The following is a 15,070-nucleotide window of genomic DNA, read 5'->3' as shown; positions in this document are numbered from 1 at the left end:
AATGGGTGACGGGAAGTCCAATGGGTGACGGGAAGTCCAATGCGTGACGACGGACGCGGGGACGAGCCGGCGTCAGTCCTCGCCGACGACCTTGCCGGGGTTGAACAGGTCGAGCGGGTCGAGCGTGCGCTTCACGGCGCGCTGCATCGCGCAGACCCCGGGGCCCAGTTCGGCGCGCATCCCGCCGCGCTTGAGCAGACCCACGCCGTGCTCGCCGGTCACCGTGCCGCCGACGGCGATCGCCGCCTGGAGCAGCTCCTCGAACGCGGCCTGCGCGGCGACACGGGCCGCCTCGTCACCGGGCTCGGTGATCAGCAGGGGGTGCAGGTTGCCGTCCCCCGCGTGCGCGATGGTGGCGATGCGGACGCCGTGCCGACGGCCGATCTCCTCGATCGTGGCCAGCATGCCGGGCACGGCCGAGCGGGGCACGCAGAGGTCCTCGGTGAGGACGGGGCCGAGCCGTTCGAGCGCGGGATAGGCGAGGCGTCGTACGTCGAACAGGGCCTCGGCCTCGACGGCGTCGGTGGACTGCTCGGCCCACAGCGCCCCGGCCTCCTGGAAGGCGTCGGCCACCGCGGCGGCCTCGGCGGCGCCCGCGTCGCCCGCCGCGTCGATCCGGGCGAGCAGCATGGCCTCGGCGCCCGGCTCGATGCCCAGGTGCTTCCAGTCCTCGACGGCCTCCATGCAGGCGCGGTCGAGGAGTTCGAGGGCGGCGGGGGCGAGCCCGCGGCGGGTGACGAGGGCGACCGCGGCACCGGCCGCGACCAGGCTGTCGAAGGCGCCGACGACCGTGCGCGGCTCGGCGGCGGGCGCGGGCCGCAGGCGCAGGGTGATCTCGGTGATGACGCCGAAGGTGCCCTCGGAGCCGACGAACAGGCTCGTCAGGTCGTAGCCGCTGACGCCCTTGGTGGTGCGCCGGCCGAGTTGGACGCGGCTGCCGTACTCCCCCGCCGGGCCGCCCATGACGACTTCGAGGCCGAGGACGTAGTCGCGGGTGACGCCGTACTTGAGGCAGCACAGGCCGCCCGCGTTCGTCGAGACGTTGCCGCCGATCGTCGACCAGGGGGCGCTGGCCGGGTCCGGCGGGTACCACAGGCCGTGCTCGGCGACGGCGGCCTTCAGGTCGTTGTTGACGACGCCGGGCTGGACGACGGCGAGCAGGTTCTCGGTGTCGATCTCCAGGATGCGGTTCATCCTGGAGACGTCGAGGACGACGCAGCCGTCGACCGCGTTGGCGCCGCCCGACAGGCCGGTGCCCGCGCCGCGCGTGACGACGGGTATCCGCCGCTCGGCGCAGGCCCGCACCACCGCCCGCACCTCCTCGGTGGAGGTGGCGCGGACCGCCGCGAGCGGGCGGCCCACCGGTGCCCACTCGGCGTCGTCGCGGCCGAGCGTCGCGAGGACGTCCGCGTCGGTGACGAGGGTGGAGCCGGGCAGCGCGTCCACGAGTTCGCGCACCGTGCCTGCTGTTTCTGCCGTGTTGATGTCGTACCTCCAGAACATGTCCGCATGACCGGCGGATCGCCGGGTAACCCCCGGACACCATGATGGGACAGCGCTTCGCGCCGCCGAACGGCCGGGAGGGACGATGGGCTCCACCATGAGGGGGACGCACGCCACGCACGCCGGGACCGCGCTCCCCCACGTCCCGGACCCCACGCGCGTGACACCGCAGGACGCGCGGGAACTCTCGCGCCTCTTCTTCCGCCGTCTCGCGGAGCTGGAGGAGGGCACGCGCGCGTACCAGTACACGCGCAACACGCTGATCGAGATGAACATGTCGCTCGTCCGCTTCGCGGCGGGGCGCTACCGCCACCGGGGCGACGACATGGAGGACGTCGTCCAGGTCGGCATGATCGGGCTGATCAAGGCCATCGACCGGTTCGACCTCTCTCGTGAGGTCGAGTTCACCTCGTTCGTGCTGCCGTACATCAGCGGCGAGATCAAGCGCTTCTTCCGCGACACGACCTGGGCCGTGCACGTGCCCCGGCGTCTCCAGGAGCTGCGCCTCGAACTGTCGAAGGCCCGCGAGGAGCTGCGCACCCGCCTGGACCGCGAACCCACCACCGCCGAGCTGGCCACACTCATGAACCTGCCGGAGGCCGAGATCCGCGAGGCGCGGCTGGCCTCGAACGGCTACACGTCGGCCTCTCTCGACGCGGCGCTCGGCGGCGACGGCGACGAGGACAGCGAGTCGGTGCTCGCCGACTTCATCGGCGCGGAGGACACCGCGATGGAGCTGGTGGAGGACGTCCACACGCTCGCCCCGCTCCTGGCCCTGCTGTCCGAGCGCGACCGCAGGCTGCTCCATCTGCGGTTCGTGGAGGAGCTGACCCAGGCGGAGATCGGCGAGCGGCTGGGCTGTTCCCAGATGCACGTCTCACGCCTGATCACGCGGCTCATCGCCCGGCTGAGGTCCGGGATGCTCGCACAGGTCTGAGGCGCGGGCGCGAAGGCCCGACCGCCCTCACTCCGCAAGCGTCAGTACGGCCTTCACGCGCTTGCCGACCGGCACCCGCTCGACGGTGACGTCGGCGAGCATGCCCACGATCTCCAGACCGTGGCCGCCGATGCGCCCCGGGTCCCGTGGAAAGCGCCGCGGGACGGTGTCACTGCTGTCGTACACGGCGATGGTGATCTGCCGCGCGGTGCCCTCGAGCTCCAGCATGTACGGGCCGTGGGCGTGCCGGTCCGCGTTGGTGACCAGCTCGCTGACGACGAGGAGGACATCGCCCGCCATGCGGCGGTCGACGTCGACACACCATTCCTGGGTCAGCTGCGCCAGAAACGTCTCCGCGAAGCTCCGGGCTTGCGCTATGCAGCCCGGCTCCCCGGAGTAGTGGCTCATCCGCCGCAGCGGTTCGACAGGCGTGTCGAAGCCAATTGGGATCACTGCCCCGTCCAAATACTCGGTCATTCGCGTCTCTCTCACCCGGGCCTGAGGTGGTCAGGCCCCCGCAGCCATGCTGATACCCCGAGTGGGGCGGTGCAGTCCTGCGGGTTGCGATGTGACGGACAGCACTGAGCCCCGCCACCCGGGGCGGGGCCCAGCAAAGGCTCGCCGGCGCCTCGCGCTGCCCTGGCGCGGACCGGCGGCCGGGTCAGCCGGGAACCTCGCTCTCCCCGCTGACCACCAGGAACGCATCCGAATCCAGGTCCATCACCACCGTCACGGACCGTCCCTGAGCACGTAGCTGGGCGGCGTACTCCTCCGCCGGCCAGGAACCGCGGGGCGCCCCCGCGGGAAATCGCCGCAACACCGTCGTCCGCATAGCGCCGACACCTCCACGCCCGTCTCCACCGTACGGACGGTCCTCGTTCGGTGACCGTCCGTCCTCCCTGTAGTGCGCTTGCCCGCTTCCAGGGCGGACATGCAGTACCTGTTGGACCCAGCAATGTCACCGCCCAGCAGGGAGCCGCTCCGTGCGTGTTCATGTCGTCCTCTTCACCGCCGACCTGCGGGTCCACGACCATCCACCGCTGCGGGCCGCCCTCAAGGCAGCCGACGCGGTCGTGCCCCTGTTCGTCCGGGACACGGGGATCGCCGCCGCCGGTTTCCCGGCGCCGAACCGCGAGGCGTTCCTCGCCGACTGCCTGCGCGACCTCGACGCGAACCTGCGCGAGCGCGGCGGGCGGCTCGTCGTCCGCTCCGGCGCGGTGGCGGAGGAGGTCGCGAAGGTCGTCGCGGAGAGCGGCGCGAGCGCCGTCCACCTGGCGGGCGACGTGAGCGGTTACGCCCGGCGCCGCGAGGACCGGCTGCGCGCCGCGCTCGACGGCACCGGCTGCGAGACGGTCGTCCACGACGCGGTGGTGACCTGTGTGGCGCCGGGCGCGGTCACCCCGGCGGGCAAGGATCACTTCGCCGTCTTCACCCCCTACCACCGGCAGTGGGCGAAGCAGCACACGCGGGAGGTCGGCGGGGCGCCGCGCAAGGTCACCGTGCCGGACGAGGTGGGCTCGGAGCGGCTGCCCGGGCGCGGCACCGTCAAGGGCGTGTCACCCGACCTCGCCGAGGGCGGCGAACGGGCCGGACGGGCCCGCCTGGCCGCCTGGCTGCGCTCGGGCATCGGCCAGTACGAGGACCAGCACGACGACATGGCGGGCGACGCCACCTCACGGCTCTCCCCCGATCTGCACTTCGGCACGATCAGCCCGGCGGAGGCGGTGCGGCGGGCGACGAAGGCGAGCGGTCCCGGCGCCGAGGCGTTCGTACGGCAGCTCGCCTGGCGGGACTTCCACCGCCAGGTCCTCGCCGCACGGCCCGCCGCCGCGCACGACGACTACCGCACCAAGAACGACCGCTGGCGCTCGGAACGCTCCGCGCGCGAGGAGATCGAGGCGTGGCAGGAGGGGCGCACCGGCTATCCGGTGGTCGACGCGGGGATGCGGCAGCTGCGCCACGAGGGGTGGATGCACAACCGGGCCCGGCTGCTCACGGCGAGCTTCCTCGCCAAGACGCTGTACGTCGACTGGCGGATCGGCGCCCGTCACTTCCTCAGCCTGCTCGTGGACGGGGACATCGCCAACAACCAGATGAACTGGCAGTGGATGGCGGGCACGGGCACGGACAGCCGGCCCAACCGGGTGCTCAACCCGGTGACGCAGGGCAAGCGGTACGACCCGTCCGGCGCGTACGTGCGCCGGTGGGTGCCGGAGCTGGCCGGGATCACCGGGTCCGCCGTGCACGAGCCGTGGAAGCTGAAGGCCAAGGAACGGGCCGCGTACGACTATCCGGAGCCGCTGCTCGAACTGCCCGACGGGCTCGCCCGGTTCAAGCGCGCCCGGGGCGTGCGCTGAACCCGGGGACGCCGAACTCCGGGTAGAGCCGCTCGATGACGGACATCGCCTCGGGCAGTGTCGAGGGGCGCAGCGCGCCGCGCACCGTGCGCCCCGCCCAGCCGGGGCCGCCGAGCACGACGGCGGGTCCGCCGCGGGCGCCGCGCACGCCCCACCGGCTGTCGGCGAGCTGTCTGGCCAGCGGGAGGTTGGCGGTGGAGCGGGCCTGCGCCCACAGGACGACGGCGCGCGGACCCGTCCGGCGCACGGCGGCGGTGACCGCCTCGACGGGCACGGCCGCCCCGAACATCCGCTGCGGCAGGCCCATCTCGTCGAGGGCCGCGCTCAGCGCTTCGAGAGGCAGCGAGTGCTGTTCGGCGGGGACGCAGGCCAGGACGACGGGCGGCACGGCCAGGGTGGCGGACGCGACCGGGCCGCGGTGCAACATGCCGGAGACGTGCCAGGACAGGAAGTGCTCGACCTCCACGTAGCGGTCGCCCGCCTCCTCCCACTTGCGGCCGATCGCGTGCAGGACCGGCACCATGACGTCCTGCCAGGCGTGGACCAGGCCGTGCCGGTCCACCGCCTCGGTCAGCAGGGACCGCACGCCGGGCGCGTCGAGCCGGGTGGCCGCGCGGGACAGGCCGCGGTGTTGGCGTTCGAGGGTGGCCCGCGAGGGACGCTGCGGCGTGCGCCGCTGGAGCGGGACCGCGGCCGGCACGAGGCCGGTGCCGCGGCGCGAGACGGCCTGGTGGGCGGCGTCGGCGGGGGCGAGGCCCGTCGCGGTGAGGCGGCACATCTCCTCGACGACCGCGACGTCCTCCGCGGACCAGCGCCGGTGGTGGCCGTCGGCGCGTTGAGCGGGTCCGAGCCCGTAGCGCCGGTCCCAGGTGCGCAGGGTCGTCGGCGCGACCCCGAGGCGCCGGGCGAGGGCGCCGGTGGTGACCCCCGGTATCGTCGGCACGGTCAGTACCGCGCTGTTGCCGCCCCGCTGGTCGTGCCGTTCCTGGTCCATCGGCCCACGATACGACGCACAAACGATGCGAGTTGGGGTTCGACCGCGAGTATGCAGAAGATGACCGCTCCGCGGACGGGGACGGGGCCGATCCGCCCGGTTGCCTCTGGTTCGGCGCTGGTTCCGTCCGCTTCCGTTCGCCTCCGCGCGTCCTCGACGACGTCGGCGTCGCCGAGGGCCGTCGCCGTGGACGGTGCCTCGCCGGGCGCCGTCCACGGCGACACCCCGCGGGCGCGCGGCGTGCCCCGCGGTTAGGCTCTGTGATCATGAATGCCCGATCCGTCCAGATCCGTGAGCTGCCCGAGTCCGACATCGAGCGCGCCCTCGCCCTCGCCTACCTGGTCTTCCACGAGTCACCGGAGGACGACCGGCGGAGGCACCACCGCGAGACGCTGGCCGGCTTCCTGCGCATCGGTGCCTACGACGGCGCGGAGCTGGTCGGCTTCGCGGCCGCGCACCCGTTCTCCCTGTCCGTGCCCGGCGGCGGTGAACTGTCCTGCCCCGGCCTGACGTTCGTGTCGGTGGCGCCCACCCACCGGCGCCGCGGCGTGCTCTCCGGGATGATCGGCGAGCTGTTCGCCCGCTGCGCGCGCGAGGGCGCCCCGCTCGTCGCGCTGTGGGCGTCGGAGGCGTCCATCTACGGCCGGTTCGGCTTCGGCCCCGGCACGTACGGGGCGAGCGTCCAGATCGACTCGCGGCGCCCCCTCGCGCTGCGGATCGCGCCCGATTCCCGTCCGCTGCGCCTGGTCGACCCGGCGGAGGCGCCCGCGCTGCTCGGCCCGTACTACGAGCGGTCCCGTGCGCGTCGGGCGGGGCGCCCGGCCCGTACGGAGGCGTGGTGGCGCGAGGAGTGGCTCGTCGAGAAGGACGAGGACGACGACGACCTGTCGCCGCCGCGCGTCGTCGCGCTCGGCGATCCGCTCGCCGGGTACGCGGTCTACCGCACCAAGTCGGGGGACGAGGAGGCCCGTACGCCGGGTCTGGTACGGGTGGACGACCTGGAGGCGGACACCCCCGAGGCGGCCGCCGCGCTGTGGAGCTATCTGACCGCCATCGACCTGACCGGCACCGTACGGTCCTGGGGCCGGCCGGTCGACGATCCGCTGCCGCTGTTCGCGGCCGACCCCGACCAGGTGCGGGTGACGGAGACGTTCCCCGCGCTGTGGGTGCGCCTGGCCGACGTACGGGCCGCCCTCGCGGCACGGACCTGGGCCGCGCCCGTGGACGTGGTGCTCGACGTCCGCGACACACACGTGTCGGCGAACGCGGGCAGGTTCCGGCTGATCGCGTCGCCGGACGGGTTCTCCTACACGCCGACCGGGGACGATCCGGACCTCGTCGTCGAGGCGCGGGACCTGGCGACGGTCTACATGGGCGCCACGTCCGTACGGGCGCTGGTCCGGGCGGGCCTGGTCGGCGAGTACAAGCAGGACGCGGCGGCGATGCTCGACACGGCCCTCCAGACGGAGCTGCTGCCGCACACGGTCGACGGTTTCTAGGCCCCTTCTATTGCAGGGCCGTTCTTGGCAGCTCTATTGCAGGGCCGTTCTTGGCAGCGCCGTCACACCGAGGCGTGGGCGCGGGTCCATGCGGCCGTGCGGGCCATGCGCAGGGCGTCCACGGACTCGGCGAGGAGCTCGTACTCGGTGGTCTCGTCGCGGGTGGCCACGCGCACGAGCCGGCCGCCCGCCAGCTCCTCGGCGACCCGCTGCTGCTGGACCGTGTCGGCGCACCATGTGCGCAGCAGGGCGGGCACGTCCGTGGTGTCGTCGGCGAGCGGCATCAGGGCGCCCTCGGGCACGTGCGGCAGCTCGGGGTGCGGGTCGAGGCGGTCGGCGATCCAGGAGGCGCGGTCACGCAGCCACCAGAGGGCGAGGGGCAGCGTGGGTGCGCGATACGTGCCGAGCGGAACTCCGACGCGTCGTCCGCCGCAGATTCCGTATGCGGTGACGTGGCACAGGAATTCGTCGTGCACGATCTCCCCCATTGCCCGGCGCCGCGCGAAGGCACCGGTCGGAAATTGATCAGCGAGCGATCGACGGCATCGAGGGCACGGTCGGGACGATCAAGAAGATTGATCGTCCGTCCCTACCTTCGAACAAAATTCAACCGTCTCTCCTGTGAAGTATCGGCACTTCGAACGCAGTGTCACCACGCTTTTCACGCCAGTCTCACGCCGTATTCCGGCGCGCCGTTGGCCGAAATGCGCGGGGTCGACGAAACTGCACTTCATGCGCTCACATGACGTACTCATCGAAGGCTACGGCCGGATTAAGGAAGTGGTGCACGCCGTCGTCGAGGGCCTTTCCCCCGATGATCTCCACAAGCGGCCGGGCGGTGGCGCGAATTCCATCGCCTGGCTGATCTGGCATCTCACGCGTGTGCAGGACGACCATGTCGCCGACGCCTCGGGCGGCGAACAGATCTGGCCGACCGAGGGATGGGCCGACCGCTTCGCGCTGCCACTGCCCGTGACCGACACCGGTTACGGGCACACCCCGGAACAGGTCGGGCAGGTGCGGGTGGACTCGGGCGATCTGCTCCTCGGCTACTACGACGCGGTGCACGAGCGGACGCTCGGCTTCCTCGGCACCCTGAAGGACGACGACCTCGACCGGATCGTCGACGAGAACTGGGACCCGCCCGTCTCGCTCGGCGCCCGTCTCGTCAGCGTCCTGTCGGACGACCTCCAGCACGCGGGTCAGGCCGCCTACGTACGCGGGCTGCTCTGACGACACCCCCTCCACCGCACGCGACGGCGCTGAACTCCTGGTTCGGCGCCGTTCGCGCGTCCGGGAGCGGCCGGGGAGCGAGGGAACGGCTCCGCGCGCCAAAGGTCTTGACAACTCGATTGGTCTGGACCAGCTTTGGCGCCACAGCGGTGGCCACCGTTCACCCACCCTTCCCCACCTCTTCCCCCGGAGGCACCTCGTGGACCGTGCACGTCATGGCAGACCCGGCGTCCGTCGCCTGCTCGGCGGCGCGCTCGCCGTCACCTCGGCCGCGGCGCTCGGCGTCACCGCCCTCGCCGCTCCCGCGCAGGCCGCGGACGTCAACGTCGCCAAGAACGCCGGCTTCGAGGCGGACCTGGCCAACTGGACCTGCACCGCGGGCAGCGGCGCGGCCGTCTCCTCGCCCGTGCACGGCGGCGCCAAGGCGCTGAAGGCCACCCCGGCGGGCCAGGACAACGCCAAGTGTTCCCAGACCGTCGCGGTCAAGCCCAACTCGACGTACACGCTGAGCAGTTGGGTGCAGGGCGGCTACGCCTACCTCGGTGCCAGCGGTACCGGCACCACGGACGTCTCCACCTGGACGCCGGGCAGCTCCTCCTGGCAGCAGCTCACCACCAGTTTCAAGACCGGCGCGAACACGACGTCGGTGACGGTCTACACGCACGGCTGGTACGGGCAGAGCGCGTACTACGTCGACGACCTGAGCGTCTACGGGCCCGACGGGGGCGGCGGCAGCGACCCGGTCGAGATACCCGGCGTGCCCTCGGGTCTCGCCGTCGGCGCGACCACCTCCTCGTCCGTCGACCTGTCCTGGACCCCGGCCTCCACCGCGAGCGGCTACAACGTCTACCGGGACGGCACCAAGGTCGCCTCGGTCACCGGCTCGTCGGCGACCGTCACCGGCCTCGCGGCCAGCACCTCGTACAGCTTCCAGGTCAGCGCGGTGAACTCGGCCGGTGAGTCGGCCAAGTCGGCCGCCGTGACCGCGAAGACGGCCGCCACCGGGGGCAACCCGGGCGGCGGCACCGTGCCCAAGCACGCGCTGACCGGCTACTGGCAGAACTTCGACAACGGGGCGACGGTCCAGAAGCTGCGGGACGTCCAGTCGCAGTACGACATCATCGCGGTGTCGTTCGCCGACGCCACGACCACGCCGGGGCAGATCACCTTCAACCTCGACCCGGCCGTCGGCTACTCCTCCGCCGCCGACTTCAAGGCGGACATCGCGGCCAAGCACGCGGCCGGCAAGTCCGTCATCATCTCCGTCGGCGGTGAGAAGGGCAGCATCTCCGTCAACAGCGACGCCTCCGCGACCGCCTTCGCCAACAGCGCCTACGCGCTCATGCAGGAGTACGGCTTCGACGGCGTCGACATCGACCTGGAGAACGGCCTCAACTCGACGTACATGACGAAGGCGCTGCGCCAGCTCTCCGCGAAGGCGGGCTCCAAGCTGGTGCTCACCATGGCACCGCAGACCATCGACATGCAGTCCACGTCGGGCGAGTACTTCAAGACGGCGCTGAACGTGAAGGACATCCTCACCGTCGTCAACATGCAGTACTACAACAGCGGTTCCATGCTCGGCTGCGACGGCAAGGTCTACAGCCAGGGCTCGGTGGACTTCCTCACCGCGCTCGCCTGCATCCAGCTGGAGGGCGGCCTCGACCCGTCGCAGGTCGGCATCGGCGTCCCGGCGTCGACGCGGGGCGCGGGCAGCGGCTACGTCTCCCCCACCATCGTCAACAACGCGCTCGACTGCCTGGCGCGCGGCACCGGCTGCGGCTCCTTCAAGCCCGCGAAGACCTACCCGGGGCTGCGCGGCGCCATGACCTGGTCCACGAACTGGGACGCGACGGCCGGCAACGCCTGGTCGAACTCGGTCGGCCCGAAGGTGCACAGCCTGCCGTAAGCGCGGCCCGGCCCGCCGTGGGCCGATGTCCGTATCTGTGGGACACCTGGCCCCACAGCCATGGCGCCCGTCTCCGCGGAGGCGGAAGCTGAGAAGTGCCGCCGGACGATCCGGCGGCACTTCCTGGTGTGATGGCGACACGGTGAAAGGTTCAGGTGAGCACGGTGAGCGGTGACGTGACGACGGTCGCGGGCGTACGGGTGCCCGACACGAAGCTGGCGCGCGAGGCGGACGAGCTGGTGCGCGACACGACGAGCGAGCTGATCTACCACCACTCGCGGCGCGTCTTCTTCTTCGGGGCGCTCCAGGGCCGCGAGCGCGACCTCTCCCACGACCCCGAACTCCTCTACGTGGGCGCCCTCTTCCACGACCTCGGGCTGTCCGAGCGGTTCCACGCCAGCGGGCGCCGTTTCGAGGTGGACAGCGCCGACGAGGCGCGCCGCTTCCTCGCCGCGCGGGGTGTCCCCGAGGACAGCGTGCGCCGGGTGTGGACGGCGATCGCGCTGCACACGACGCCGGGCGTGCCGGAGTTCATGGAGCCCGAGGTGGCGCTGGTGACGGCGGGCGTCGAGTACGACGTGCTCGGTATCGGCTACGACGACCTGTCCGAGTCCGACCGGGCGGACGTCGTGGCGCTGCACCCGCGGCCCGACTTCAAGCGGCGCATCCTGCGGGCCTTCACGGACGGGGTGGCGCCGAAGCCGGAGACGACGTTCGGGAACGTGAAGGCGGACGTCCTCGCGCACTACGCACCCGGGTTCGAGCGCGGTGACTTCGTCCGCACGATCCTCGACTCGAAGTGGGAGCAGTGAGCGCGACCGCTCCCGCCTCTCCGGTGGTGGCGATCATCGCCTTCGACGCGGTGCAACTGCTCGACGTGACCGGCCCCGCCGAGGTCTTCACCACGGCCAATCTGTACGGCGCCGCCTACGACGTACGGATCGTGTCGCCGGACGGCACGGAGGTGCGGACCTCGTCGGGGGTGCGGGTGGGGGTGGACGGCGGCCTCGACGCGCTGCCGCGACGGCTCGGCACGGTACTGGTCCCGGGGCGGTCCGACTGGCGGCGGGCCGTGCACGACACGGACCTGATCGCGTTCACGTCCCGGCTCGCCGGGCGGGCCCGGCGGGTGGCATCGGTCTGCGCGGGAGCGTTCCTGCTGGCCGAGGCCGGGGTGCTCGACGGCCGGCGGGCGGCCACGCACTGGCGGCTCGCCCCGGAGCTGACGTCGGCATACCCGGCGGTCACGGTCGAGGACGACCCGGTGTTCGTCCGGGACGGCGCCGTCATCACGTCGGCCGGGGTGACGGCGGGCATCGACCTCGCGCTCGCGCTGGTCGAGGAGGATCACGGGGCCGACGTGGCCCGGGACGTGGCGCGCGAACTGGTCGTCTTCATGGCACGCCCCGGCGGCCAGTCCCAGTTCAGCGCGCGGCTCGGCCCGCTCTCCGCCCGGCACCCGGCGGTCCGCGCGGCGATGGACACGGTCGGCGCCGACCCGGCCGCCGCGTCCGACCTGGACGCCGTCGCCCGCAGGGCGGGCGTCAGCGTGCGCCACCTGACCCGCCTGTTCCGCGCGCAGACGGGGATGACCCCGGGCCAGTACGTCGAGTCGGTCCGCCTGGAAGCGGCCCGGGTGCTGCTCGAAGGGGGCACGTCCCCGGTCGAATCGGTGGCGAGGTCGGCGGGCTTCGGCTCCTCGGAGTCCATGCGCAGGGCGTTCCAGCAGACACTCGGGGTGTCCCCGACGGAGTACCGGGCACGCTTCCGCACGACGGCCGGGGAAACGGCCTGAGCGTCCCGCGCGAGAGGGGCGCGACCCGGCCCCGCGCCCCTCACCCGCCCATGAAGAGCACCGTGCCGTCCGGCCCCCACGCCTCCACTCGCGCCCCGTGTTCGACCGTGCGGCTGACCGTGCAGTACTTCTCGTGGGTGAGGCGGATGCCCTGTTCGAGGATCTCGGCGGTGCGGGTGTCGCCCTCGGGGAGGTCGATCTCGTAGCGGACGCGCACCGTGCCGACGCGGCCGTCGTCCTCGGGGCGGGAGACCGACTCGACGACGATGCGCAGGTCGTCGTGGTCGGCGGTGCGCGCGGTGCGGTCCACGACGAGGCCGCCGCAGCCGCCGAGCGCGGCGAGGAGGAGTTCGACGGGGGTGAAGGAAGGCTGCGCGCCTTCGGCGTCGGCGGGGGCGATGCGGACCTCGGCGCCGCGCGCGTTGCGGGCGGTCCAGTCGCGTTCGCCGTTGCGGACGGTTTCGATGCGGTAGTCGGCCATGCCGGAACCGTAACGACCTTCAGGGCGCTTGCTGGACATCGCCGCGCGTCGAGGACGCGACCGTGTCGCCGTGGGCGAAGTCGCCGGGCGGGATGCCCGGGTGGTGCCCGGCCGGCGGCTCGGCGGCGGCCGCCGTGGTCGCGGCGGGGCCGAGGGTGAGGCGGGAGACGATGCGGTAGCGGTCGCCGCGGTAGAGGGAGTGGACGTACTCGACGGGCCGGCCCGCCGTGTCGGAGGTCAGCCGCTCGAAGAGCAGCGCCGGGGACAGTTCGGGGACGTCGAGGAGGTCGGCCTCGGCGCGGGTGACGACGGTCGGCTCGATGGCCTGGACGGCTTCGCGGACGTGTACGTCGTGGTGTTCGCGCAAGTGGGCGTAGAGGTCGCCGCTCTCCAGTTCCTGGGCGCTGAGTCCAGGGACCAGGTCCGCGCGGATGTGCAGGTGCTCGATGGCCATCGGCGCCCCGTCGACCAGGCGCAGACGGGCCACGTACACGATCTTCGCCGCGGGTGAGAGCCGCAGCTTGCGGCCGACGCGGGCGCCCGCCTGGATCGTGGTGAACTCCAGGAGCCGGCTCGACCACGCCCCGGAGGCCTGCGGCACCGAGAGCGCCTGTTCGCGCGCCACCAGCTCCTGCGTGATCTTCTCGGGGGCGACGAACATCCCCCGGCCGTGTTCGCGGACGAGAAGACCGGAAGCGACGAGTTCGTCGACCGCGGCGCGCAGCGTGGGCCGGGAGACGCCGAAGCGGGCGCAGAGCGTCCGCTCGGAGGGGATCGCGTCGCCGGGGCACTGCGACTCGATGAGTTCCAGGATGTGGTCGCGCACCCGCTCCCGTTTGAGCACCGCCCCCGGGGCGTCCGGTTTCTCGATGGTCCCGTCGGCGTTCACTGCCGCCCCCTCCTCCCGTACGACCAGTTACCTGACCAGTTGACCACGGAGCGGCCTTGATCGACAACCGCTCTCCAACTGGCCCTGTTTTCCCAGGGGGTTGACGCGCTCAGTGGTCTATGCCAGCTTTCTCCACCACCAGAGGTCACCTGACCAGTTGGTCAACTGGTCAGGTCCGGCTCCCAGAGGTGAACCGTGAAGCTCCGTATGCTCGCCGGTCTGTCCGCGCTCGTCGCGGTCGCCGGGCTCAGCGCCTGCAGTTCGTCCGGCACCGACGACGGTGAAGCCGGGGACGGCGGGCGGACCGGCATCGACGTGTGGCTGATGCGTGACAGCGTCTCGGCCGATTTCCAGAAGGAGTTCGAGAAGGGCTTCGAGGCCGCGCACCCGGACATCGACGTACGCGTCCAGATCCAGGAGTGGGACGGCATCGGCGAGAAGGTGACCGCCGCGCTCGCCAGCAATGACGCGCCCGATGTGATCGAGACCGGCAACACGCAGGTCGCCCAGTTCGCCCAGAGCGGCGGTCTGCTCGACCTGTCGGACAAGGTCGGCGAACTCGGCGGCGAGAACTGGTTGAAGGGCCTGGCCGAGCCGGGCGCGTACGAGGGCAAGCAGTACGGCATCCCGTACTACGCGGCCAACCGCGTCGTCATCTACCGCACGGACCTGTTCGAGAAGGCCGGCGTCGACGCCACGAAGATCAAGACCCGTGAGCAGTGGATCGCCGCGACGAAGAAGCTCGACAAGGGCGGACAGCAAGGCATCTACCTGCCCGGCCAGAACTGGTACACGTACTCCGGCTTCGTCTGGGACGAGGGCGGCGACCTCGCCACCGAGTCCGGCGACCGGTGGAGGGGCGCCCTCGACACACCCGAGGCGCTGCGCGGCATGGCCTTCTACAAGGAGCTGCAAGCGCTCGGCAAGGGCCCCAAGGACTCCGACGAGGCACAGCCCCCGCAGGCGGAGGTGATGGCGAAGGGGCAGGTGGCGCAGGTCATCAGCTCGCCGGGCGGCGCCAACGTCGTCATCCAGAGCAACGCCGCCCTCAAGGGCAAGCTGGGTTTCTTCCCGATCCCCGGCAAGACGGCCGACAAGCCCGGCGCGGTCTTCACCGGCGGCTCCGACCTCGTCATCCCGACGGTGTCGCGGCACCACGACGCCGCGTACACCTTCGTCAAGGAGCTGACGGGCGACGCCTGGCAGAAGAAGCTCGCCGTCGCGATGAGCTACGTGCCGAACAAGACGACGCTCGCGAGCGCGGTCGCCACGGACCCGGGCGCCTCCGCGATGGCGGTCGGCGCGGCCGAGGGGCACGCGACACCGAACACCCCCAACTGGGCGGCCGTCGAGGCGAAGAACCCGATCAAGGACTACATGACGGCGGTCCTCGCGGGCGGTGATCCGGCGAAGGAGGCGAAGAAGGCGTCCGAGGCGATCACGTCGGCGATGAACTCCGGCTCCTGACCGGCC

General features: G+C 72.1%; 14 protein-coding genes. 8 read left to right on the top strand and 6 right to left on the bottom strand.

From position 1 onward, the window contains the following. Nucleotides 1-72: 72 nt before the first annotated feature. Complete coding sequence (locus C1N81_RS40260; protein ID WP_394436369.1) at nt 73-1,503, bottom strand: FAD-binding oxidoreductase; 1,431 nt, start codon at nt 1,501-1,503, stop codon at nt 73-75. Between the two features lie 97 nt (nt 1,504-1,600). On the opposite strand from C1N81_RS40260, the gene C1N81_RS40255 reads away from it, so the two are divergent. After that, nucleotides 1,601-2,440, top strand: a complete 840-nt coding sequence (locus C1N81_RS40255) for a SigB/SigF/SigG family RNA polymerase sigma factor (protein ID WP_394438538.1) — start codon at nt 1,601-1,603, stop codon at nt 2,438-2,440. 27 nt (nt 2,441-2,467) lie between these two features. Here C1N81_RS40255 and C1N81_RS40250 read toward each other — a convergent pair whose 3' ends face one another. After that, a complete protein-coding gene (locus C1N81_RS40250) occupies nt 2,468-2,917 on the bottom strand; it encodes an ATP-binding protein (RefSeq protein ID WP_394436368.1) in 450 nt (149 codons plus the stop codon). Nucleotides 2,918-3,423: 506 nt separating this feature from the next. Between C1N81_RS40250 and C1N81_RS40245 the strand changes: the two genes are divergently transcribed. Further along, the gene (locus tag C1N81_RS40245) at nt 3,424-4,797 is read left to right on the top strand and encodes a cryptochrome/photolyase family protein (RefSeq protein WP_394436367.1); all 1,374 of its coding nucleotides are present in this window, start codon (nt 3,424-3,426) and stop codon (nt 4,795-4,797) included. On the opposite strand, the gene C1N81_RS40240 is transcribed toward C1N81_RS40245, so the two are convergent. Next, on the bottom strand, nt 4,772-5,791 hold the full coding sequence (locus C1N81_RS40240) for a MerR family transcriptional regulator (protein ID WP_394436366.1): 1,020 nt from the start codon (nt 5,789-5,791) through the stop codon (nt 4,772-4,774). The two genes, C1N81_RS40245 and C1N81_RS40240, sit on opposite strands and share 26 nt — an antisense overlap. A gap of 266 nt (nt 5,792-6,057) precedes the next feature. On the opposite strand from C1N81_RS40240, the gene C1N81_RS40235 reads away from it, so the two are divergent. After that, the gene (locus C1N81_RS40235; RefSeq protein ID WP_394436365.1) at nt 6,058-7,290 is read left to right on the top strand and encodes a GNAT family N-acetyltransferase; all 1,233 of its coding nucleotides are present in this window, start codon (nt 6,058-6,060) and stop codon (nt 7,288-7,290) included. A gap of 62 nt (nt 7,291-7,352) precedes the next feature. Here C1N81_RS40235 and C1N81_RS40230 read toward each other — a convergent pair whose 3' ends face one another. After that, on the bottom strand, nt 7,353-7,766 hold the full coding sequence (locus C1N81_RS40230) for a hypothetical protein (protein WP_394436364.1): 414 nt from the start codon (nt 7,764-7,766) through the stop codon (nt 7,353-7,355). Nucleotides 7,767-8,022: 256 nt separating this feature from the next. On the opposite strand from C1N81_RS40230, the gene C1N81_RS40225 reads away from it, so the two are divergent. From C1N81_RS40225 to C1N81_RS40210, 4 genes are all read left to right on the top strand, one after another. Next, a complete protein-coding gene (locus C1N81_RS40225; RefSeq protein WP_394436363.1) occupies nt 8,023-8,523 on the top strand; it encodes a mycothiol transferase in 501 nt (166 codons plus the stop codon). A 199-nt stretch (nt 8,524-8,722) separates the two neighbouring features. Next, nucleotides 8,723-10,432 carry a chitinase gene (locus C1N81_RS40220; RefSeq protein WP_394436362.1) on the top strand — a complete coding sequence of 570 codons (1,710 nt, stop codon included), beginning with the start codon at nt 8,723-8,725 and terminating at the stop codon, nt 10,430-10,432. A 164-nt stretch (nt 10,433-10,596) separates the two neighbouring features. Then, nucleotides 10,597-11,244, top strand: a complete 648-nt coding sequence (locus tag C1N81_RS40215) for an HD domain-containing protein (RefSeq protein ID WP_394436361.1) — start codon at nt 10,597-10,599, stop codon at nt 11,242-11,244. After that, on the top strand, nt 11,241-12,227 hold the full coding sequence (locus tag C1N81_RS40210; protein ID WP_394436360.1) for a GlxA family transcriptional regulator: 987 nt from the start codon (nt 11,241-11,243) through the stop codon (nt 12,225-12,227). Before C1N81_RS40215 ends, C1N81_RS40210 begins: the two co-directional genes overlap by 4 nt. A gap of 40 nt (nt 12,228-12,267) precedes the next feature. Here C1N81_RS40210 and C1N81_RS40205 read toward each other — a convergent pair whose 3' ends face one another. Further along, nucleotides 12,268-12,708 carry an OsmC family protein gene (locus tag C1N81_RS40205; RefSeq protein WP_394436359.1) on the bottom strand — a complete coding sequence of 147 codons (441 nt, stop codon included), beginning with the start codon at nt 12,706-12,708 and terminating at the stop codon, nt 12,268-12,270. Nucleotides 12,709-12,727: 19 nt separating this feature from the next. Then, on the bottom strand, nt 12,728-13,597 hold the full coding sequence (locus C1N81_RS40200; protein WP_394436358.1) for a GntR family transcriptional regulator: 870 nt from the start codon (nt 13,595-13,597) through the stop codon (nt 12,728-12,730). 195 nt (nt 13,598-13,792) lie between these two features. Between C1N81_RS40200 and C1N81_RS40195 the strand changes: the two genes are divergently transcribed. Continuing rightward, nucleotides 13,793-15,064 carry an extracellular solute-binding protein gene (locus tag C1N81_RS40195; RefSeq protein WP_394436357.1) on the top strand — a complete coding sequence of 424 codons (1,272 nt, stop codon included), beginning with the start codon at nt 13,793-13,795 and terminating at the stop codon, nt 15,062-15,064. Nucleotides 15,065-15,070: the final 6 nt, after the last annotated feature.

Source organism: Streptomyces sp. SGAir0957, assembly GCF_043523415.1.
Note: the sequence above shows the minus strand (reverse complement) of the source record. Positions and strands in the feature narration are given on the sequence as shown.